Annotated in this window: 19 protein-coding genes; 8 read left to right on the forward strand and 11 right to left on the reverse strand. The window is 34.8% G+C overall.

Going from position 1 to position 21,953, the window contains the following annotated elements:
* Positions 1-6: 6 nt before the first annotated feature.
* From DKG80_RS11925 to DKG80_RS11955, 7 genes are read right to left on the reverse strand one after another with little or no spacing between them, the layout of a single operon-like run.
* Entirely contained in the window at positions 7-1,140 is a 1,134-nt protein-coding gene (locus DKG80_RS11925) for a glycosyltransferase family 2 protein (protein WP_109831571.1), read from the reverse strand.
* Between the two features lie 38 nt (positions 1,141-1,178).
* Positions 1,179-2,360, reverse strand: coding sequence for a glycosyltransferase family 4 protein (locus DKG80_RS11930; protein WP_109831572.1), 1,182 nt, complete (start codon positions 2,358-2,360; stop codon positions 1,179-1,181).
* Complete coding sequence (locus DKG80_RS11935; protein WP_109831573.1) at positions 2,357-3,529, reverse strand: TDP-N-acetylfucosamine:lipid II N-acetylfucosaminyltransferase; 1,173 nt, start codon at positions 3,527-3,529, stop codon at positions 2,357-2,359. The genes DKG80_RS11930 and DKG80_RS11935 overlap by 4 nt, the downstream gene beginning before the upstream one ends.
* Positions 3,530-3,553: 24 nt before the next feature.
* Positions 3,554-4,117 carry an acyltransferase gene (locus tag DKG80_RS11940; protein WP_109831574.1) on the reverse strand — a complete coding sequence of 188 codons (564 nt, stop codon included), beginning with the start codon at positions 4,115-4,117 and terminating at the stop codon, positions 3,554-3,556.
* A gap of 1 nt (position 4,118) precedes the next feature.
* Positions 4,119-5,186, reverse strand: coding sequence for a DegT/DnrJ/EryC1/StrS family aminotransferase (locus DKG80_RS11945; protein WP_109831575.1), 1,068 nt, complete (start codon positions 5,184-5,186; stop codon positions 4,119-4,121).
* Entirely contained in the window at positions 5,170-6,921 is a 1,752-nt protein-coding gene (locus tag DKG80_RS11950) for an ABC transporter ATP-binding protein (RefSeq protein WP_109831576.1), read from the reverse strand. Before DKG80_RS11950 ends, DKG80_RS11945 begins: the two co-directional genes overlap by 17 nt.
* An 8-nt stretch (positions 6,922-6,929) precedes the next feature.
* On the reverse strand, positions 6,930-8,180 hold the full coding sequence (locus DKG80_RS11955; RefSeq protein ID WP_162555849.1) for a hypothetical protein: 1,251 nt from the start codon (positions 8,178-8,180) through the stop codon (positions 6,930-6,932).
* Positions 8,181-8,369: 189 nt separating this feature from the next.
* Between DKG80_RS11955 and DKG80_RS11960 the strand changes: the two genes are divergently transcribed.
* The 6 genes from DKG80_RS11960 to DKG80_RS11985 all read left to right on the forward strand — a co-directional run bounded on the left by DKG80_RS11960 (position 8,370) and on the right by DKG80_RS11985 (position 13,104).
* Complete coding sequence (locus DKG80_RS11960) at positions 8,370-9,470, forward strand: DegT/DnrJ/EryC1/StrS family aminotransferase (RefSeq protein WP_109831578.1); 1,101 nt, start codon at positions 8,370-8,372, stop codon at positions 9,468-9,470.
* A 22-nt stretch (positions 9,471-9,492) separates the two neighbouring features.
* Complete coding sequence (locus tag DKG80_RS11965) at positions 9,493-10,479, forward strand: NAD-dependent epimerase/dehydratase family protein (RefSeq protein WP_109831579.1); 987 nt, start codon at positions 9,493-9,495, stop codon at positions 10,477-10,479.
* A 54-nt stretch (positions 10,480-10,533) separates the two neighbouring features.
* Entirely contained in the window at positions 10,534-11,598 is a 1,065-nt protein-coding gene (locus tag DKG80_RS11970) for a glycosyltransferase (RefSeq protein WP_109831580.1), read from the forward strand.
* A gap of 154 nt (positions 11,599-11,752) precedes the next feature.
* Positions 11,753-12,229 (forward strand): Lrp/AsnC family transcriptional regulator, encoded by a 477-nt coding sequence (locus DKG80_RS11975; RefSeq protein WP_109831581.1) that lies wholly within the window; start codon positions 11,753-11,755, stop codon positions 12,227-12,229.
* A 9-nt stretch (positions 12,230-12,238) separates the two neighbouring features.
* Positions 12,239-12,745, forward strand: coding sequence for a phosphoribosyltransferase family protein (locus DKG80_RS11980; protein WP_109831582.1), 507 nt, complete (start codon positions 12,239-12,241; stop codon positions 12,743-12,745).
* A gap of 26 nt (positions 12,746-12,771) precedes the next feature.
* Positions 12,772-13,104, forward strand: coding sequence for a DUF6984 family protein (locus DKG80_RS11985; RefSeq protein WP_245907001.1), 333 nt, complete (start codon positions 12,772-12,774; stop codon positions 13,102-13,104).
* Positions 13,105-13,111: 7 nt separating this feature from the next.
* On the opposite strand, the gene DKG80_RS11990 is transcribed toward DKG80_RS11985, so the two are convergent.
* On the reverse strand, positions 13,112-13,897 hold the full coding sequence (locus DKG80_RS11990) for a hypothetical protein (RefSeq protein WP_162555850.1): 786 nt from the start codon (positions 13,895-13,897) through the stop codon (positions 13,112-13,114).
* 440 nt (positions 13,898-14,337) lie between these two features.
* Between DKG80_RS11990 and DKG80_RS21315 the strand changes: the two genes are divergently transcribed.
* Together DKG80_RS21315 and DKG80_RS12000 are read left to right on the forward strand one after the other, a co-directional pair.
* Positions 14,338-15,195 (forward strand): DUF2452 domain-containing protein, encoded by an 858-nt coding sequence (locus DKG80_RS21315; protein WP_221409117.1) that lies wholly within the window; start codon positions 14,338-14,340, stop codon positions 15,193-15,195.
* Positions 15,182-15,565 (forward strand): glyoxalase, encoded by a 384-nt coding sequence (locus tag DKG80_RS12000; RefSeq protein ID WP_109831584.1) that lies wholly within the window; start codon positions 15,182-15,184, stop codon positions 15,563-15,565. Before DKG80_RS21315 ends, DKG80_RS12000 begins: the two co-directional genes overlap by 14 nt.
* Positions 15,566-15,653: 88 nt before the next feature.
* On the opposite strand, the gene DKG80_RS12005 is transcribed toward DKG80_RS12000, so the two are convergent.
* The 3 genes from DKG80_RS12005 to DKG80_RS12015 form a co-directional block, all read right to left on the reverse strand.
* Positions 15,654-17,147, reverse strand: a complete 1,494-nt coding sequence (locus tag DKG80_RS12005) for a SusD/RagB family nutrient-binding outer membrane lipoprotein (RefSeq protein ID WP_109831585.1) — start codon at positions 17,145-17,147, stop codon at positions 15,654-15,656.
* Between the two features lie 11 nt (positions 17,148-17,158).
* A complete protein-coding gene (locus DKG80_RS12010) occupies positions 17,159-20,734 on the reverse strand; it encodes a SusC/RagA family TonB-linked outer membrane protein (protein ID WP_109831586.1) in 3,576 nt (1,191 codons plus the stop codon).
* 131 nt (positions 20,735-20,865) lie between these two features.
* Positions 20,866-21,870, reverse strand: coding sequence for a FecR family protein (locus DKG80_RS12015; RefSeq protein WP_109831587.1), 1,005 nt, complete (start codon positions 21,868-21,870; stop codon positions 20,866-20,868).
* Between the last annotated feature and the right edge of the window lie 83 nt (positions 21,871-21,953).

Here is a 21,953-nt window from a genome sequence, read left to right on the forward strand (position 1 = left end):
CCTATCTTATTTCAATAATGTTAACTCTATTCCCTCCTCCTTGACATCCAGATAATAATCTAAAATTGATTTTTTTTCAGAGCTTAACCAATACATTATCATTGAATAATACTCCAAGTGAGAAGAATATAAACCAAAATAACTGGCGTCGTTAGTTAATAACACAGGTAAGTCAAACCTATTCGAGAGACTGTTAAAAACCGAAATGATCTTTAAGACATTAGATGACTTACCTTGTATATAATTCCTATCACTAAAAAAGAATTTTTTCAAACTTGTGGCAGAAGACGCCATAAACCCCCCTAATAAATCAGAGACTGCCTGATGTGGTATTTTAGAAACAGTCTCTACCTTTACTTCTTTAGATATGTTAAAAAGTGGTCTTAACGCTTTGGTATGCATAGAGCCCCATTCATCATCATTTCGCTTCTCTAGACCATTCATCCTATCGCAATATGCTTGCATATACCTCTGCCATCCTAACGGCATTGTTTGGCTATTTCTCACACCACTTTTCGGGTGCCATTGATGATAAACCGGACAAGAATCCAGATCGAGCCATTTAGTTTGAACCCCTTTTTTTTCAAGTCTCCGATTTAAATCGTAATCTTCTACACCCCAAATACAGTAATGTTCGTCAAAACCATTTATTTCATAATGTAAATCAGTACTTACTCCCTGTGCAAGTCCAAGGGCTGTTAAGTTTCTGGCAGACAAGTTTTTTTGAACCTTATTTAAGTTGTCCCATTCCCTAAATCTCTTTGGTAAAGCATAAGAATTGCTATGTAGTTCTTTATCCTTAGATAAATTAGCAATTACAGTTTCCACAAACTTTTCTGAATAAATTAAATCAACATCTGTAGTCATTATGAACTCTGTATCTGCTAATCTAATTCCGGTATTCAAAGCATGAGATCTATTCCAAACCCATCCACGAGTATCATTATAATGATAATCACAAAAAGAATATGAAGAGATCAACGACTCAACTTCTTTTGCAATGACGGAATCACTTCCATAATCTATAAATACAACCTTAAAATTTTTTACTGACTGCTTAGACAAAGATTCCAAACACCTTCGAACACGTTGAAGTTCTCTATTCCTATATCCGAAAACAATTGTAAGGTCAAACTTCATACTCTTTTAGAAAATTATTTGTGCGCATATCAAACAACTCAATGCTCTTCAGTGTATATGGCTAAATGACCATTAAGGACTTTTTTAATATCGAATTTTTTAACTGCTAACTTACAATTGTCCGAAAGTGTTTTGTAATACGATGATGAACCTATCAGAGCGACCAGCTCTCTAACAATTTCTGACTCCATCTTATCATGCTCAGAAATCACAATTCCAGCATAATCACTATTTACCCCTGTGTAAATCATATTTTTTATTTCTCCAACATCTGAAGCTATGATTGGAATCCCTAAAGCCATAAACTCTATTATGGAAGTAGGTAGTGATTCTGATTTAGTTCTACTCGGTAATAAACCAACATCAATTTCTTTCAAATAGGGAATAACATTTGCTTGAAAGCCTAAGAATTTTATATAATCGAATTGCAAATATTTCTGTTCAAGGTAAGAAATATAATCTCCATCAGATATAATAAATAGTTCAACGCACCTATTAGTCTGTACATTAGCCTTTATTACCACATTAATAGCTAGTTCCCAGCCCTTATCCTTTACTCCTCTCCCAGTCATTCCCAAAATAACATTAGGCTTATTTTCGATATCAAAATCTCGTGCAACATTGCTATACCCTACTAAATCAATACCATTGTATGTTTTTATTAACCTTGGCAATTTTTTCAGATTTATTTCATTGATGAAAGCAATATTTTTTTTAGTTAAAAAGAAGACACTATCAACTTTACTAATGATTCTTTTTGCTTTCTTTAAGAAACCCCTCCTATAGTCTAACTGAGATATGGCAAACCTTTCTTCATAACATCCATGCATCGTTACAACCAACTTGGGAGATACACGCCAGAATTTGCATCTAGACAAAATCTCATCTGAATCGAACATATGACTATGTATAACCTCATATCCCATGTTAGCCCTAAACATAAAAACAACCATATTCATCCATCGAAAAAAATCAAACCTCAAATAGATACAAAACACATTTATCTTCCAGATAAACCATCTTAACATCTCATTTTCGGTTATTGAATATAGCTTAATACACGGATAATGTTCATCTACCATTCCACTAACCCTTACATCTGGAAAATGATCATAAACATGCACAACATGCCCCTCATCTTCTAATGCCTTTGCTAACCTTAATGCAACAATTTGTGCACCTCCTAATTTTAAATTGGCTATTGAAATCAATATCTTCATTTGACCATTTTCTTGATAAAAGAATGCGTTCTTTTTTTCACTACTTCATGCCCAATGAGCTTAAATACAGTAAGTCTATTTTGTTTTTTTTCCTCTTTGGATAAAGGTTTTTTTGCCAACACATTGCTAAAATCTGATTGAAACGAATTGACTACCAATGAATTATCCAGACAATATTTGTACAAAAGACCTTTTTCGTTTAAAAAAATTCTATGACCAAATGCCAAGGCGGTATAGAGATTACCCATACCCTGCTGAACAATATTATTAAGCACTATGGAATTACAACTCTTTAGCAGTTCAAAATAACTTTCTTTTGACATGTATTCTGGGAACATTAAATCTTTAGAAAACAGACACTTTGCATAATTCTTAACAGTGTTATAATCATCTGCACCATAACTAACTGGAACAACTATAGTATTATCAAAACCAGATTCCTTGATTTTAGCTAATACATCCATCTGATTATTTATTAGAAAACCTGAATGTCCTACCAGAATACTTCCTCCTAAATCAGGCTCTTTTTCATGAAACCCCGAAACAAGTTGTTCTATTGTACCATATGAAAAATCAAGATATGTGCCCTTAGCATTTTTAAATAATATTGGGAATTCATCTGCCAAGATTGTGGATATATAATCAAGCTTAGCAATTGCTTTTCTATACATTTTATCTGGATGATCCTTACCAGTCCTCAGGTGATAATAGTACTCTGTAAACGAAAATGGAATAAGCTTCAAAACTTGTTTTCTTAGTTTTTTACTCCAACTTATTCCCTTATTTGCTATTTCTAAATAGGCACTAAGTGTGATAGGTTCATATGGCGTAGTACCTAATTTTTTTATATTATGCCTATCTGGCCCCCATGAAATTAGGCAAGATATATTTCTCTTTGATAGTTGATTAATTAAGTAAAGATTCTCATCCGTTGCACAATGAAAAACAATATATTCATATTCTGAAAGTAAGCAGATACATTCTTCCTTATTAAGAAACTCTATCTTGCGGCCCAGATCAGTAAATTTTTCTAATGATGGTAATTCTTGTTTACAGTAAACTACATAGCGATGTCTTCCAACCCCTACCTCTTCAAACCGACGAACTATATATTCATTAAACTTTTCATCTATAAGAAAATGTACAAATCTGATATCTTTATTTTTCACACTTTACCTACTGTTGATAGAGTTTTAGTTTCCTTTAAGCATTTCACCTTCTAGTTCTTTATAACCTGTCCTTCTAGATTTTATTCTTTTTGCAGGCTGTCCCATATAAATAGAGTCAGGTTCACAATTTTTACTAACGAGAGATAATGCACCTATGGCTGTTCCTAATCCAATATGGATGTTTGGCAGGATGATAGATCCAGCTCCAACAATGACGTGCTTTTCCAAACAAACGTTCCCTGAAAACACATTTGTGTATTGTTCAGGCACACAAGGATTTGTCAAGTAATTTCCAGAATAATCATCATTGCTAGAGTAAATAGAAACCCTTGACGACAATCCAGAAAAATCCCCCATTTTAATGACTCCATCGCCTATTAAAGAACAAAAAACTGCAATGTGAACATAATTGCCAATTTGTATCCCCCCTTTACCTGCAGACAAAACACAATAATCATCAATCCTCGAATTATCTCCTAAAGAAATATTTTGGGTATTATAAAAAGATGCTTTTTTTGAAAGTCTAACGTTATCCCCTATTGACTTAAAACCCATCATTTTTAGCTCTTTTTCAGTTAAAAAACTCATTTTAACAACTTAAGGTAAGTTTACATATTTGTTTAATTTCATTCTCTGTAAGATAAAAATGCTGTGGAAAACACAAAACAGACGATGCAACACTTTCAGCATTTTTTAAACTAGATGTATCACTGCAAATTTTATTAAGAGAGGGGAAAAAGTACCTCCTTGGAAATATGTCTTTTTCCTCCAGTGCTCGTTTAATATTTAAACACTGTTTTTCGCTCGAAAACACAACAGGAAAATACGAATAATTAGACTCGGAATTTGCTTCAATTTGCTGAAAACGCCCGCTTATGCTTGCTAAAGCTTCCTGATAAATTGAATACTTCCTTCTTCGATCTTTTAGAATATTATCTATATATCTCAGATTAACCAATCCCATAGCTGCATGAAATTCACTATTCTTTCCGTTTATTCCTAACCCAGTAAACTTTTCAGGTCCATCATGACCAAAATTCCTCATTTTGGTAACTCTATTCAGAAGTCCATCATGATTACAAACTATGCCCCCCCCCTCTACAGTATGAAAAACTTTAGTAGCATGAAAACTTACAGTACTTATGTCACCATAATTAAAAACAGATTTCCCCATATATTTTGTACCAAAACAATGAGCAGCGTCATATATGACCCTTAGATTTCTTTTTCGGGATATCTTCGTAATAGAACTAATGTCACAAGGGTTCCCAAACACATGAGTGGATAAAATGCCAGTCGTACGATCTGTAATAGCAGCTTCTATTAAGTCGGTGTCTATATTAAACGTATTTGGATCAATGTCAACAAATATTGGTGTGCAATTTTCCCACAAAATACTATTGCAGGTAGCTATATATGAAAACGGAGTGGTAATAATTTCACCAGAAAGTGAAAGTGCTTTAATTGCAATCTGTAAAGCTATAGTACCATTTGATACAAATCTCATATTTGCTACTTCGAGCTTTTCCCTTAATTTATTTTCGAGTTTTCTAACTAAAGGGCCATCGTTCGTCAACCAATTTCTACTCCATATATCTTCTACTAATTCTAAATACTCTGATTGAGGTGGTAAAAAGGGCTTATTTACTGATATCATTCGTCGAAAATAAGTTTAACTCTTCATTGTCCAAAGAATAAATTTTATTGCAATACTTAAGTGTACTATGCCTATGCGCAATTACCAACATAGTCAGACTACCGTCACTCAACTTTTCAATTGCCTCTGTAATTTCTCTTTCGGTTTCACTATCAAGTGCTGAAGTAGCTTCATCAAAAAGAAGTAATTTAGCCTCATGGTATAAGGCACGGGCTATAGCGACTCTTTGTCTTTGCCCCCCAGATAACTTTGATCCTCTCTCTCCTATTTCCGTATCAATACCCTGAGGCAGCTCTGTAACAAGCTCAAATAGTTGTGCCCTCTGAATCGAATCACTTAGTCTATCATAGTCAATTTGATCATCGGGGAGTCCAAAAGCTATATTTTGAGCTAAAGTACCATCTACGATAAACACGTCTTGTTTAACATAACCTATTTTTTTTCTCCACGAATCAATGTTAGAACCATCTAATTCGATCCCATCAATTAAAACCCTTCCCGAACTTGGTTTAACAAAACCCAAAATCAAGTTAATGATTGTGGATTTACCTGAACCAGACTTTCCAATAAGACCAACAGTTTCTCCCTTTTCTATTTCTAAGTTCACTCCTGAAAATAAAAATCGATCACTATCAGAAAACTTGAAGTTTAATGATTCTAAAGTTACTCTGTTTTCAAAAGAAACGTCCACTATCGACTCACTCCTTTCATTGGGTTCTATAATCTCTTCCAACACATCTAAATTGAACGCCTGACCTTTAATATGAACCAAAGACATAGTCATTCTATTAATGGAAGGTAATGAACGATATGCTGCTAGGCCTAAAACACCAAGCAAAGCCACCAAGTCTACTGAAGACTCAAGTGCTACAACACCATAAAGTAGAACAGTTACAACAGTAATAATCACACTTGTTTCAACTAACCTTTGAGGTATTTGCTGTAAAACATTCAATTTGGTCCTTAGCTCTTTCCCTTCGTTTATACCTAAAAAATGATTTTTTTTAAAAAAAGAAAAAGTATTTGTTACGACCACATCCACATAACCGAATATTATTTCGAAAACAGGCTTAGCTATTTCAGGACCTAATTCATTGAGCCTTTCATTAAATACACTTAATTGTTTCTTATTACTAACGTAAAAGAAATAAAACGAGGGAACTACGGCTACAAAAAGTATCAGTAATATTTTAAAATCATAGATTGCAATTGCAACTAAAATTAATAAAAGAATTAAAGCTTCATTTATCAACTGAAATAATTGTATTAATAAAAGCTGTGCAAATTGATGAGGAACTACAACTACTTTATTTAATAATTTATTGGAATTATTCCTCTTCAAATAGCCATATCCTTTTTTATAAATTGAATCAAGTGCCCGATTAGATAAATCCTGGTATACCTCTAAGGAAAAAGCCACTTGCCTTTTATAAATATACAAACCAATAATATTTTTTGCTACTACGACTAAAATGAGAATTAGAGATAAAAAAAATAAAAATTTCACTTCGCTAGTAAAATGAAAATTTCTAAACAAAAAATCTAAAAATGGATTTTCATGAATCATTCTTTTTTTGAGCGAGGCAGCTAGAATTGGTAAAACAGCAGCAAGTCCAAATAAGTCAAAAAAGGAATTTAAAAGAGAAAGACTTGTTACTACATAGATTCTAGACCTCATTTCTTTTGAAAGAAGTTTATAAGTTCTTCTCAGAGTAGTAATTAAAAAACCAGACATTAAAATACTTAACTTTCTATTCGATTCTTAGATAGGATAAAAATCCCAATTAAATAATATGGCATAACGGGAATTTTATATCGCATTAGAGACCCAAAATTATAGGTACTTACCCCTACAGCGAAAGAAAAGGATAAAGCGAAAACTATACAAAACAATAAAACTGGATTTTTAAAAATTTTTACAAAAATGAAAGTTCTACTTTTCAAAAGCACCCGAACTGTAATACCAAAAATGACTAAACTTTCTATAGAAGCTAAAAACATCAGTGTATTTCTTACTTCCCATAACCATGGTCTAAAAAGAGTAACAATTACACCTTTAGGTGCAAGCTTTACTAAACCCAATAGAGTTCCATCAAGCTCCCCTAAAGTATACCCACTATTTTCACCATTTCTACCACCCCAACCATATCTAATATCATAAGCCGTAATCTTTGCTGTAGCTCCTATATTCTGTAATCCGTATTTAGAGTTTTCTCCAACTATTTCACTTAATAAAAAAGCCCCAATAAATACAATAACAATAGATAATATTGGAGCTATAATCACCCTTTTCCAAACATTTTTAAAATCAGACAAGTATTGAACAAAGAGAAAAAGGAGAGATGAAATCACAAAACATATTAATACATAAACTTTGATAGAAAAAATAACCCAAGCCATAAAAACTAAAAGCACAACTCTCCAAATTGACAACTTTTTAAAAACTGCTATTTCAAAAAGGATGGATGTCATCCAACACAATGCTCCAAGTGTCAAGGAATCTTTCAAAATACCTGATCCCCAGAAAATAACAGATGGTACAAACAAACATGAAATGGCTAACTTGTGAGAACCTATTAAGGACAGTTTATTGATCGTCAATAACATTGACCACTGACCAGAAAACGCAAATAAACTAAAAAATAACGCTGTTGAACTATACGTTGCTCCAGTAAACAAGTCAAAAAAAGCAGCTATCCTAATTACAAAGTAAGATTGAGTACTCCGATACTGCCAAATCTTTGAAAGATAAGAAAAATGAGATTGATAATTCTCTTCAATGGAATTAGTCAATAGAGAAAATATACTATTTGGATCATCCATCATAGCTTTCCATACCCACACACTTCCATGTGTATGGTATGTAAACGTATCACCCCCTCCATAATAAAACTGATAAACCAACCCTAATGAAATAGCCCCAATGAATTTGGCTAAAAGTCCCCAGATGAAATACTTCCTTGTCTCTAATGTAGTCACATATGGCCTAATCACATAAGCCAGTATTAGCAACAGCAAAAACCAAATGGGAGTTATAACTAAGTCTTGATAGGTCAAGGGGCACAGGGGTTTGATTTGCAATCGTAAAACTATAACTATTTAGTTATTTGAAAACAGTTTACTACTCTATTCTATAAAATGATGTACTCCAATATCTTTGCCTCGACTAAAACTAATGAATGCATGACCGTTCACTTCGTCGATCTTAAGAAGCAATACAAATCACTCAAGGAAGAAATGGATGCAAAAATCCATTATATCTTAGATACACAAACTTTTATTGGGGGCAAAAACATCCACACTTTTGAAGATGATTGGGCTAATATTTGTGGAGCCAAGCACTGTCTTGGAGTCGCAAATGGAACGGATGCGATTTTTATAGCTTTAAAAATGATTGGAGTTGGGTCTGGAGATGAGATAATTACCTCCGCTCAATCTTGGATTTCTACTTCAGAAGTAATTTCACTGACGGGAGCTACTCCCGTTTTTGTTGATATAGCTGAAGATCATTTAATCAATCCTAAATTGATTGAGAAGAAAATCACCAATAAGACCAAAGCGATTATTCCGGTGCATTTATACGGTCAAATGGCTGATATGAAAAGCATTAAGCAAATAGCGTCTAAACATGACCTACCTATCATTGAAGATTGTGCTCAAGCACACTTGGCAGAAAGAGATGCAATAAAAGCTGGTACAACAGGAATAGCTGGAACATTTAGTTTCTATCCTGGCAAGAATTTAGGAGCTTATGGAGATGCTGGTGGAATAATATCTAATGACGAAGAATTTGCAAACCGTATGAGGATGTTTTCACGTCATGGAGGGTTGGTTAAGCATAGTCATCATATAGAAGGAATGAATAGCCGTCTTGATAATATTCAAGCAGGAGTGCTTAATGTCAAGCTACCTTATTTAAGAGAATGGACTGAAAGACGAAGAGAATTGGCTCAGCGATATTTTGATGGTTTAGCAGACCTAACTCAGATACAATTGCCAGTTGTTCATGATGAATCTTATCATGTCTATCACCTATTTGTCATCTCTGTCAAAGATCGTGACCGCTTGAAAATCAACCTTGCCGCTAAGGGAATAGCAACTCAAATTCATTACCCTAATGCGTTACCATTTTTAAAATGCTATCAACAACTTGGATTTAAACCAAAAGACTATCCAGTGGCATATGAACAGAGTAAAAAGATATTATCATTACCACTTTACCCTGAATTGACCAATGAAGAGCAAGATTATGTCATTGATACCATTAAAGGCTTTTATAGTTAAAACCATAGCTTTAGACTAAATCATGCCAACGTCTCTAGTCACAGGAGGTGCAGGGTTCATTGGAAGTCATGTAGCTCAAGAAGTTTTAGACTTAGGTCATAAAGTTATCGTTTTGGATGACTTAAGCGGGGGTTTTACTTCTAACACACCTAAATCAGCAAAATTTATTCATGGTTCTATTCTAGACCATGATCTTCTTTCAGAACTTTTCAAAGAGCACCAGTTTGATTATGTATATCATCTAGGAGCCTATGCAGCGGAAGGTCTGAGTCATTTTATCAAAAGATACAATTATCAAAATAATGTTATTGGAAGTATCAACCTGATCAACGAATCTGTAAAACATAATATCAAGTGTTTTGTATTTACTTCCTCTATTGCTGTTTATGGATCACAAATTCCTCCAATGTCTGAGGATATGATTCCTCAACCAGAAGACCCATACGGTATAGCCAAGTACAGCATAGAACAAGAATTAAAAGTCACAAAAGAACAATTTGGCTTAAACTATGTGATATTCCGACCTCACAATGTCTATGGTGAAAGGCAAAACATAGGTGACAAGTACCGTAACGTAATCGGTATATTTATGAACCAGATTATGAGAAACCAGCCTCTAACCATTTTTGGTAACGGTAAACAGACTAGAGCATTCAGTTATATAAAAGATGTTGCACCTTACATTGCCCGATCCACTAAGAATATTGACACTTGGAATCAAATTTTCAACATAGGTTCAGATGAAAATTATACTTTAAATCATTTAGCCAAGGAAGTCGGAAGGGCAATGAACTCTAAGTTCACCATAAAATATCTAAAAGAGCGAAATGAAGTGCTGCACGCCCATTCAAGTCATGAAAAGTTCAAGAAGTTTTTTTCTCCATCGAAAGAAACAAGCCTTTATGAAGGTCTAAATAGAATGGCTAAATGGGCTTTGAAAAGTGGACCGATGAAATCATCGGAATTCTCAAATATTGAAATTGAAAAAGGACTTCCTGAAGGCTGGTAATTTAAAGCCTGAATATCCAGTTACCTAGAGCGGAATATATAGTTTAGCACCATTATGAAAAGGGTTCTCATTTTATCACCTTATCCATTTGGTACAGCAGGTTCTCAGCGATTTCGATATGAACAGTATCTTGATATTCTAGAATCAAATAATATTCATTATAAACATCAAAGCTTTCTAGATGAGAACACCTGGAAAATTCTATACAAACCCGGAAATGGGTTAAAAAAAATTTCAGGCATACTAAATGGATTTCTTAGAAGATTTTGGCAACTACTAAGATTAAGCCCTTACGATTTTATTTTTATCCATAGAGAAGCAGCACCAATAGGCCCTCCTGTTTTCGAATGGATCATTGCCAAGCTCTGGAATAAGAAAGTTATTTATGATTTTGACGATGCTATTTGGCTAGAAAACACTACAGAGACCAATTTGATTGCATCAATCATAAAGTTCCCTCAAAAAGTAGGCTGGATCTGTAGATGGAGTTATAAAGCAAGTGTAGGTAATCAGTACCTTGCAGAATATGCCAGCAAACATGCTAAAAACGTGTTTATCAATCCTACCACTATAGATACAGAAAACCTTCACTACCCAAATAGTTATCAAAATACTAAGACAGTAATTGGTTGGACGGGAACCCACTCTACCCTGAAGTATTTAGAAATGGTCAAAAAGATTTTGATTAACCTTAAAAAGAAATATGATTTCGAGGTCCGAATTATAGCAGATAAAGAACCACATAGCTTTATAAAAGACATTGAGTTTAAGGCTTGGGATAAGGAAACAGAAATCGAAGACCTTAACCAAATTGACATTGGCATCATGCCATTGACTGATGATATATGGGCTAAGGGAAAATGCGGTTTTAAAGCATTGCAATACATGGCTCTAGAAAAACCGGTGTTAGCAAGCCCTGTCGGAGTGAATACTCAAATCGTAGATGAAGGTAAATCAGGGTTTCTATGCATTTCAGAAGAGGATTGGAAATCAAACCTTCAAAAGTTATTAGAAAGCAAATCACTTAGACAAGAAATGGGTAAATATGGAAGAAGTAAAGTGATTCAAGAGTATTCGGTTTCATCCAATTCAAATAACTTCCTATCTCTATTTCAATAATCTTGACTCGAGCTTTATTGTTACATCATAATTAATACTTTTGCCACGTTCATTTTGAACGATAAAAGAAGATCAAAATTAGTTCTGTGCAGTATGGCTGATTTTGTCCTAGAGCCTCTCTTCAGACCATTAAAATTAAGATCTAAGCATAACCATGAATGGTATTTTAAAAATTGACCAAACCGACCGAAAAATCATTGAAATTTTACAATCAAATGGTAAAATAACGAACGCTAAATTATCTGAAAAAATAGGGCTATCCCCTGCACCGACTCTAGAGCGTGTCAAAAAACTAGAACAAAATGGTCTGATCGAAAGTTATCATGCGCAAGTAGACATGGACAAAATTGGAGTTGGCGTAAAAACCTTTGTCAAAGTCTCTTTAAAGGGAATCAATAAAACCAATATCGAAACCTTTTTAGACAAAATTAAAGAGATAGACGAAGTCATCGAATGTCACCATACTACTGGATCTGGAGACTTTATGCTGAAAGTGGTAGCAAAAGATATTAATGCATACCAAAAAGTAATGCTAGATAAAGTAAGTGAGATTGAAGTTGTAGATTCACTGCAGTCTATGGTAATTTTGTCTACCCTAAAAAACAGCAAGGTAATTCCATTCCCACATTAAGGAGCGTATATGGCAAGTGAAAAGACTTTGATTCTCGACAGTGAACAAATAGATCAGCGCATCATTAGGATGGCTTATGAAATATATGAACACAATATTGAACGTAAAAAGCTTATCCTTGCAGGCGTTTCTGACAATGGTTTCAAAATAGCTTCTTTGATCAATGATCAACTTAGTATAATTAGTGAAATCACTACCAATATCGTAAAAGTTGACATCAATAAAGAGCAACCTTTAAAAGAGGAAATTCAAATTCCCTTGACCAAAAAAGAGCTTGAAAATCAATCGATTATTATCATTGACGATGTGCTCAATAGTGGACGCACTGTAGCTTTTGTATTAAAAGCTTTCTTGAATGTTCATGTTAAAAAAATTGAAGTAGCTACAATAATTAACCGAAGTCATAAGGCTTTTCCTATCTATCCTAAATATGTAGGTTATGAACTTGCTACTACAATCAATGAACATGTTGAAGTAATAGTATCAGGCAATGATAAAGGGGCATTTCTGTACTAGAAAATAAATTTGACCACCTCGAAGGTATGCTAAGAGATATTCGAAAAGAAGAAAAGGAAATTGTATTGGCGATGTTGGGACAAGCTGGATTTAATGAAGATCAATTTCCAATTTCAGAGCGAGTAAGTGAATATGGTGATCCATTCATGGGGAGTATCAATTTCGAAAATGATCGTCCAGATATGTATGATGGTGACATTATACAATGTGAATACACAGACGATGATGGAGAAAATGTAGTTTTATCATTGACAAAGGATAAGGAAGGCAAACTACTCGACCTTGATTTTTGGAAATCTAATTTCTCAGCTCTCATTAAGTTTCCCACACCTGAAATAGTGCACTACAAAAAGGGGTAGTTATTATCTATTCCTCCTCAGACTTATCTTCCACTGACTTCTCCTCCTCAATTTCCGGTTCTTGTACTTCAGTAGTTTCTGTTTCTACTGATTCTTCTAATAGTTCGTCTTCTGCTTCCGTCCCTTCCAATAGCTCATCAAGGTCAAATTCTTCCTCGGAAGTATCCTCTTTTAGATCGTCTGCGTTAGCCTTAGCAAATAACCCAAAGAAAGGCTTCTTATTAGCTTGTTTGATTGAGTCTGCTCTAGCTTGCATGGCTGCCAGTTCCTCTGGACTAGGGGGGGGAGGACGATTATCAATAAACAATTCTCCGTAGTACTTGTTATAGTACACTTGCTCCATATTGAAGTTATTCTCAGTATGGTACCTGTATTTATATTTAGGCCCTTCATCTACAGTATCTGGTTCGTTAAGCGCCATCATGGTCAATGAATCCAAAGAAGTAGAATCTACTCTTGACTCAACAACCCAAGTAGAATCTGGAAGCATCGTAGAATCCGACACCATCAACATGGAGTCTATAGGACTTAAAAAAGGATCTTCCTCACCAGATAATTTAAAAGCATCCCTTCTTTTATCTTCTCTAGCCAATAAAGTAGCCTGATCTATTCCAAAGTTGACTGAATCGAAAACGGGAGTTTTCAGAATATTTTCCTTTGGAGCTGTCATCAGCTCATAATTCTTTCGATAGTAATTAGTTTTTTTATTGACACCGTACTTAGTACGTCGGGAGGCTAATGCAAATTTGGGAGTACTATCATTGAGGAAAAGGCTATATCGGGCTTGACGCACCGAGTCATTCAGTATATACGTGCTTTGAAAAGCTGGACATACCACATTGTCTTTGCAACTATAAAGTGCAAAACACAACACAAACCATATCAGAAGTAACCTACTCCTCACAAACTTTATTCAACGTTAGTTAACAGGTTTTCTAACATTATCTCTAACTATCAAAGTTGTACAATATTTCCTTATTTCTACAATTTATTGAATCGTTAGCCTCTCATATTTCGATATGTCTTAGGATTTTTCAAACGAATACTCGAAATAATGCAAAAACGATAAAGTATCTTGAAAACTACAACACCTTAAAATCTCCCTTTGTTAGGTGTTGAACTTCCAGACTTAGAAGTATTCTTATCTAAAGTTTTAAAATCACTACTACTTTCACGCAACTTTGTCTAACCTTTCAACGATATAGTTAGACATAACCAAATTACGTTTATCAATTGCATAGCTCAGGGTATCATTCAGTCAAAAGTTATAACCAACCTTTTATTGCTCAAGCAGTTCATAAAAATGGAACAGTAAAATACTGTTCGGTAAATCAGACCATTAATCTTGGGAACAATAGAGTAGCTATTGTGATAGATAAAAATGAAAACTCTAGTGTTTTCTTGAAAACTATATTTGAAAGCAAAAATTTTCACCTGTTACCACTAAATGAAGGAAGAGCTGAAGATACTAGTGATGATCAAAGCCCCAGGTGGAAAATAAAATTCCTCGAAGAAATCCCACTCTACTCAGACAGTATACTAATTACTGGACTAATAGAAGAAGAGATATTGTCTGAAAAAAAAACAACTATCCTCATTCACGATAGAAGTAATTTTTTTTCCATTGGTCAACTCAATGAGGTGGACATGAAAAAAGCACCTAAATCTAAGAAACGACCAGATCAAGTAGTTTTTGATGAAGAATCTCAAACCTATAATGCTGCTTTAAAACCATATGGAACCAATGTAGGTGCTCCTACTATTAATACTGATTCCCTATCTAGCTGGAAATCAAGTAGCGTTCATACTTTCAACAAGAGTTTTGGAAATAAGGTGGATCAAATTAGACATCAGTATCAACGCCTCATGGATGAATACAACACCAATGAGATGCTTTATCAGGCTGATGTCAATTTCGAACCAATAATAGGAGAGAAATACCACCTCTATCACAACCCTAAAACTAGTAAAAACTTCCTGTCTTTAATTCCGCCGCACAGCTGGAATAAAAAGTATTTGGGCACGTTTCAAATGAATCATGAAAGACAGTGGGAACCTGTGAATAATGTAAAGCACCATGAAGAGACCTGAAATCAAGACAATCGACTTTCAGAGTGCAGTCAGCAAAGAGGAAAAATTTCAAAATGAAACACTAAGACCTGTGATCAAGATGAAACATGATCTTCTGATGCACTATATGAGAAACTACCTGAAGACGAAAAAAGTAGACTTTAGAGAATTTTCTGAAGAGAAAAGGATCAAATATATATCGACTGCTTTTGGTAAAGATGCAAAACTCAACAGTGAAATTAGGGGAATGATCATGGGGAATTTCACTGAAGAAGAGTTCAAGAATCTAAATGAATTAGGAAACAACTTCAGAAAAAGAATCATTCAAATCGTAAAAGAGAGAGTGTTAACCAACCTCCATGAATTCGATTCAATAGGAATAGTATCATGACAGTAAGTCATTGATCAACTAGGATTCAGTATTCTACAAAAAGAAACAGAAATTTCTAGTATATCCTAGAAGGAAAAATGTCATCAATCTACTTTGAATCCCACCAGACTTTCTGATAGGTAGTGTTCTTACCATTCAAAGGAGCCCTCTTGACTGCTATATCTGCATTTTCTTGATTCTTGTCCATAGTCTTACTAGAATAAAAATAACGTGTAGGGATCTGACTCACTAATACATCTGGCCCAAGAGTCAACTTTGGTATATCCATCCGCCTCCAGACAGAATAGCCTTCAAATCCATTAAGAGGCTGGTCTAGCCACCTTTGAATAGCAATATGCTTTAGTTCATGTCCAGAATATTTACTCGTGATATCTTCTAAATAATTGGTTACAACTGTAGAAGACATATCTATACCATACCTTTCTATCGACGCAGACACACCTTCTTTATATGAATCTACGGAAACTCCCGAGATCATCTCTCGGTGAATGGCTTCTGCTTTAATAAGGTTAAGTTCTGAATAAGTCATAAAATAAAATCTATTTAACTCTCTTAAATTTTGACTTAATGAAGAAGTTTCTCTTGATGGTTTATTATATGATGATAAACCTACTGGCTGACCTATATACTCTGGATTTCCTAGTTCAATCGATGCCTCTGTCGGGTCAAGCAACTTTTCAAGTCTAGGATCTGTGGTATCTGAAATTTGATTGACACCTTTTGTTCCTTTCATTATTTCTACATAAGTAGATGAAAGTTTAACTGTACTTATTGCTTGACTACTCTTATTGAAAGGCCAATTGGCAGCTGACCTATAGCTAAATACAGGTTCATCCTCCAATGACTCCATTACAGGGAATTCTAACGAAGAACCAAATATCTGAGCTAGATCAGAAGAAACGTCCTCTACATTTGACATCCTCATCAACAGCCTCACTTGAAGCGAGTTCGCAAACTTCCTCCATTTTAGTTTATTCCCTGAAAATAATAAATCTCTGGAACTGTCTATTGTCTCTGATTCAACTGAGTTTTTTAAAAGTAAGTTTGCTTTTTGAAGATCTGAAATCATGGCATAGTAAACTACTCTCTGAGGATCATAAACCGGAAACCAATACTTATCTTCTAGTTTAAAAACCTGCCCTGCATCGATATAAGGAATATCTCCAAAGAGATCAGAGATATAACTGAGCATGTAAGCTTTAAGTATTATTGCTACCGCTTGGTAGGCACTATGATCTCGCTTTTGAGCTTCGTCTCTCAATACCTCCACATTCCTCAATGCTCCATCATTTTCAGAATAGGCTATTTCCCAAGCTCTTCTTGATACAAAGTCATCTTCAAGGTTAAGTGTTCCTGTTGATGAATTTACATATGCAAATTGCTGTACAAATTGACCTGGTGTATGATGTGAATTTATATTCTGATCAATTATCCCTGGAACTATTGCCCCAAATAACAAAGCCATACTTGGATTGTTATTGGCTTGATTAGGGTTAATATTAATCTCTTCAAACCCTTGATCACATGCAAGTAAAATACAAGTGACAATCATTGATACTGAATGCTTCCAATGCAAGGCCATAACTTTATTCTTTAAAATTTCGCTGTCAATGAAAAACCAAATGATCTAGCTGAAGGAAGGGAGAAAAACTCACCTCCTACTAGCTCTCCACTGTAACCTGCCGTCTCAGGGTCAATATGTGGAACATTATCCCAAAGCATTAGGTTTCTTCCAAATACAGTCAAATTGACCTCCTCTAAGGATAAATTGCGAATAATACTACTTGGAAATCTATAGCTAATTTTCAGTTCCCTAAGCTTGACAAAGGTTCTATCAAACGTCCCTATTGCATCATTGTCGAAATACCCTTCATAAACTTTTGAAACTCTAGCAACCAATTTCCGATTGACCATTACTTCTCCTGTGCTGCGATCTATTATTGCACCATCCAGTACAATCCACTGTTCTCCATCTACTACTTTATGTCCTTCTTGCAAAGCAAGATCAACCGCTTCAGCATTATCTCTTCTAAAAACCTTGACAGATTCTTTCAAAGCCCCAAAGCGATTACCACTGACATAAGTACGAGAGTGAATCCTTCCTCCATAATTAATGTCAAATAAGCAACCAAAGGAAAATCCCTTATATGATATTGTACTTTTTATACCTGCTATCCAGTCAGGCACTCCATTCCCAAGTATTGGCTTTGCTTCCACATTATAATCTCCATCATCTGACTCTTCAGCTTGCCCACTTGATTGGTATACTTGACTTCCTTGTTGTCCATATTGTCCACTTTCATCAACTTTTAGTAGAAAATCACCATAGAAATCGCCATAGCTACCATTATTCTTTACATCAAGATTAATCCATCTTTCTGCTAAGATTATTCTTTCACTATCTCCATATTTAAGACCTGAAACTCTATTTACATTTTGAGACCAATTCATCGTCAAGTCCCACCGAATACGGTCAGTCTTAACCGGCGTCACCACAGCCGTTAGCTCTATCCCTTTATTGGTTATAGTTGCAGGAATATTAGCTATTCTTTTTAGAAAACCACTCTCTGCAGCTACAGGAATTACTGCGATTTGCTGTTTATTTTTGATAGAATATATAGTAGCGTCTAAGAAAAGTCGATCATCCAATAATCTTGTCTCGACACCCGCTTCTATAGAAGATATGTCTTCTGGTTTCAAGGCTGAGTTCCCGAGTGTCCCGTTTACAGTATTTATTGTAATATTCTCATTTGTACGTCCATTTATAGTGATTACATCAGTCTGATAGGGACTTGTGTCATTTCCTACTGCAGCATAACTTATTCTGGTTTTGATATAGTCCTCTGGGGATGTCAGTTGGAAATTAATTATATCAGAAATAACCCCACTCAATGATACTGACGGATAGAAAAAAGAATTATTACTCAAAGGAAGAGCACTTGACCAGTCGTTTCGACCAGTTATTTCTAAAAAAAGATAATCATCAAATCCAATGGTGACACCTCCATAAAGACTATTGATACTTTTTCTTGATAGATAATTACCCGAAATAGTCGGAGACCTACTATTTGATAAATTAAACAAACCGGGTACTACCAACCCATCAGTGTCAGTACTCGCTCTCAACTCTTCTGTACGTTGGTTTAAACGATTTCCACCACCAATTACTTTTAAAGACAAAAGCCCAAAACCTTTTTCATATGTCAGTAATGCATCCGAATTTTCCTCTACATAAAAAACACTGGCTTCTGCATAAAATCCATTGCTATATGGAAAATGTGAAAAAGGCTTCTTGGCAATTCTATTGTCACGATAAAAGTCTCTACCTGTACGCAATTGAAATGTCAAACTATTCGTGACTTTATAATCTACCAAAACATTACCCATTACTCTATAGCGTGTATTGGAGTTGATATTCTCCTCCGCCAAAAAAAACGGGTTATTTACTTTCCGATCTGATGTCGCCTGTTTTTCACCTTCTTTTTGAGGCTCCCAATAATTTTTCAACTTATCCAATCGCTCGTTTGTTCCTGTTCGTAAAAATGTATAGACAATATTTGAAGAATTTTTTGCCCCTATTTCTGGTCTGTTTTTACTTCCACTATTGATATAGCTGATTCCAATAGATACCTTTATTTTCTTTCCTAAGAGTGTTCTTACATTGAGCATCAAAGAGTTTCTGAGCAAATCGGTATTCGGTATCATACCTTTTTGATTTAGTCTACTATAAGAAAACCTATAGCTCCAACTATCAAAACTATTTGTAATGGACAGACTATAGTTTTGAGTAATACCAAGCTCAAGAAAATCTCGAATAGGATCACTTCCCAGTCCATTTACCCAAGGAAGACTCCTAGGGTCATTTGGATGATATGGATTATACTGATCCACTAATTGCCCTGTAAATTTGGGACCAAAGTTTCTTGCACTATTGGAGTTTAGATACGGGAATGAATACAAGCCATTAATTCCTTTACCAAACTGGGTCTGAAAATTCGGTGTTTTTAAAGGTGTTTGAACGGAAATACTTGTTCTGAAAGATACTCCTAAGCCTCTTTGACTTGCTCCACTTTTTGTTGTGATTAGCAATGCTCCATTGGCCGCCCGAGCACCATATAGAGCTGCAGCAGTAGCACCCTTCAGCACTTGAATAGTCTCAATATCCGAAGGGTTTATTTCAGCTGCCGAATTCCCAAAATCTACTTGTATCTCTCCTCCGTCATCGTCTGTCCTGAACCCTTCTCCTAAAAAGCCACTCTGATTTGGACTGATTGCTCCTCCAAATGCTCTTGAAGTTTGATGAACCATATTACTGATTGGGATACCATCGACTACAAATAATGGCTGATTATTGCCCGATAATGAATTATATCCTCTCAGGATAATAGTAGAAGAAGCTCCAATACCACCATTGGTATTTGTGATTTGAGCACCTGCAATTTTTCCATTAAGTGCATTGATTAAATTAGGTTCGTTAGCCTCTTGTATTTCGACACCAGATATCTTTTGAGTTGAATATCCTATAGCTTTTTGTTTTTTTCTGACATTTAATGCCACTACTACTACTTCATCCAATTGAGAGATATCGGATTCCATCTTGATATCCACAATACTCCTTTTACTGATATTCTCCTCTACTGATTTGTAACCTACATAAGCTACTTCTAATGTGTCTAATGCTGTAACTTCAACACTATACTTACCTTCTATATCTGTAATGGTCCCGCGATTGGTCCCCTTAACTTTGACTGTTGCACCTATCAGTTCATCTCCTGTATCTGCATCCACAATGATTCCTGATATCTTCTTAGTTTGACTTGTCCTGATGGACAATTCTTTCTTTACAGATATCGTATTGTTTATGAGCTTGAAAGAAACATTGACTTGTTTTGAAATAGAATTAAGAACGAATTCTAACGGTTCATTTTTCGCATGTAAAGAAACTTTTTGGGATATTTTTATTACCTCTGAAGAGTATAGAAACCGAAGACCTGTAAGCTCTTCAATCTGCTCAAATGTTTCGACTAGAGATACTTCTTCTATCCTCAGAGATATGTTCAATTTTTTCACATCCTGAGCATTGGCATCTTCGGCAATACTCGACATGATACCAAAACAAAATATATGTGTAATCGCTAATATTTGCTTTATAGCTGTAGCACTAAACATTTGTTTTATAAATGAAATTTGTAAGCAACCAATGAAAACGCTCAGACCTCACTAACTATTCAGCTCTTTTAATATAGATGTATACCTTATTCATAGTTACATTTCTATTAAGTCAGAGCGGTTTTTAATTCCTAATGGCAGCTTATCTTGGTAATGACAATCTCGTTTTTTGACACATACTCATAATCAAACCCTATTGAAAAACTTATCGCATCAAGAATATTTTCAAGTGAATCATCTCCATATTCTCCATTAATAGCGCAATCCGAATGACCTGATTCTGCTAATTCTATATCGACCATGTACTTCTTACTGATCATTACAAAAGCTTTTTGCAATGATGTATTATTAAAAACTAATGTATCAGCCTTCCATGCTAATTGGATACCCATATCAGCTTTAGACTGAATAAGCTGTCCAGTTGTAGGATTATACTGTGCCTTATGATTTGGCGTTAATATTTCCTGATCTACAATTTCTTCTCCTCCACCTTTAGACATCACATCGACTTGTACTACACCTGTAGCAACGGCAATTTCAATGTTTTTGTCTGGTTGGGCTGAGATATTAAATGAAGTACCTAAGACGGTAGTAAAAACATTATCAGTATGAATGATAAATGGCCTGTTTTCATCTCTCTTTACATCAAAAAAAGCCTCTCCTACTAATTCTATCTCCCGTGATTCTTCATCAAGTTTATTTTTAAAAGATATTGAACTACTAGAGTTTAACCATACTTGAGTACCATCTGGGAGCTGATGAAACGACCTTTCAGAAGTAGAATTTGAATATGACTTATATGCTATAGCAGTGAATATTTTTTCCATCAGATCTTGGTGATAAGAGAAATATACAGAAGTCACTATGACGATTAGAGCTGCGATTTTCCCCAATACCCACCGTCTCTTTGTTCTATTTATTCGCTGTTTTTCGAGTACTTCAATATCGTCATGTAATCTTTTTAAGATTTTTGAACCTATAGTTGACTTTAAGGTCTCAAGTTCACTTGGGTCTACTAACTCGTTTTGACTATGATACCATTCATTAGCCAAATTCAAGTCACTATCATCATGCTTACCGACTAGTATATTATGAATAGATCTTTTTACTCGATCTTGATTATCCTTATTTTCCAATGACTCCTATACTAACAATGATTTTTCGATTTATCGCATGGTCGATCTTACTTTGGCTATATGAAATACAACCTATACACACC

It is taken from the genome of Reichenbachiella versicolor, assembly GCF_003171675.1.
Taxonomy (GTDB): Bacteria; Bacteroidota; Bacteroidia; order Cytophagales; family Cyclobacteriaceae; genus Reichenbachiella; species Reichenbachiella versicolor.

What these genes read in the sequence shown, in the direction of transcription:
- DKG80_RS11925 (WP_109831571.1), bottom strand. Translation starts at nt 1,140, where the DNA reads ATGAAGTTTGACCTTACAATTGTTTTCGGATATAGGAATAGAGAACTT.
- DKG80_RS11930 (WP_109831572.1), bottom strand. Translation starts at nt 2,360, where the DNA reads ATGAAGATATTGATTTCAATAGCCAATTTAAAATTAGGAGGTGCACAA.
- DKG80_RS11940 (WP_109831574.1), bottom strand. Translation starts at nt 4,117, where the DNA reads ATGAGTTTTTTAACTGAAAAAGAGCTAAAAATGATGGGTTTTAAGTCA.
- DKG80_RS11945 (WP_109831575.1), bottom strand. Translation starts at nt 5,186, where the DNA reads ATGATATCAGTAAATAAGCCCTTTTTACCACCTCAATCAGAGTATTTA.
- DKG80_RS11950 (WP_109831576.1), bottom strand. Translation starts at nt 6,921, where the DNA reads ATGTCTGGTTTTTTAATTACTACTCTGAGAAGAACTTATAAACTTCTT.
- DKG80_RS11960 (WP_109831578.1), top strand. Translation starts at nt 8,370, where the DNA reads ATGACCGTTCACTTCGTCGATCTTAAGAAGCAATACAAATCACTCAAG.
- DKG80_RS11965 (WP_109831579.1), top strand. Translation starts at nt 9,493, where the DNA reads ATGCCAACGTCTCTAGTCACAGGAGGTGCAGGGTTCATTGGAAGTCAT.
- DKG80_RS11970 (WP_109831580.1), top strand. Translation starts at nt 10,534, where the DNA reads ATGAAAAGGGTTCTCATTTTATCACCTTATCCATTTGGTACAGCAGGT.
- DKG80_RS11975 (WP_109831581.1), top strand. Translation starts at nt 11,753, where the DNA reads ATGAATGGTATTTTAAAAATTGACCAAACCGACCGAAAAATCATTGAA.
- DKG80_RS11980 (WP_109831582.1), top strand. Translation starts at nt 12,239, where the DNA reads ATGGCAAGTGAAAAGACTTTGATTCTCGACAGTGAACAAATAGATCAG.
- DKG80_RS11985 (WP_245907001.1), top strand. Translation starts at nt 12,772, where the DNA reads ATGCTAAGAGATATTCGAAAAGAAGAAAAGGAAATTGTATTGGCGATG.
- DKG80_RS12000 (WP_109831584.1), top strand. Translation starts at nt 15,182, where the DNA reads ATGAAGAGACCTGAAATCAAGACAATCGACTTTCAGAGTGCAGTCAGC.
- DKG80_RS12005 (WP_109831585.1), bottom strand. Translation starts at nt 17,147, where the DNA reads ATGGCCTTGCATTGGAAGCATTCAGTATCAATGATTGTCACTTGTATT.
- DKG80_RS12010 (WP_109831586.1), bottom strand. Translation starts at nt 20,734, where the DNA reads ATGTTTAGTGCTACAGCTATAAAGCAAATATTAGCGATTACACATATA.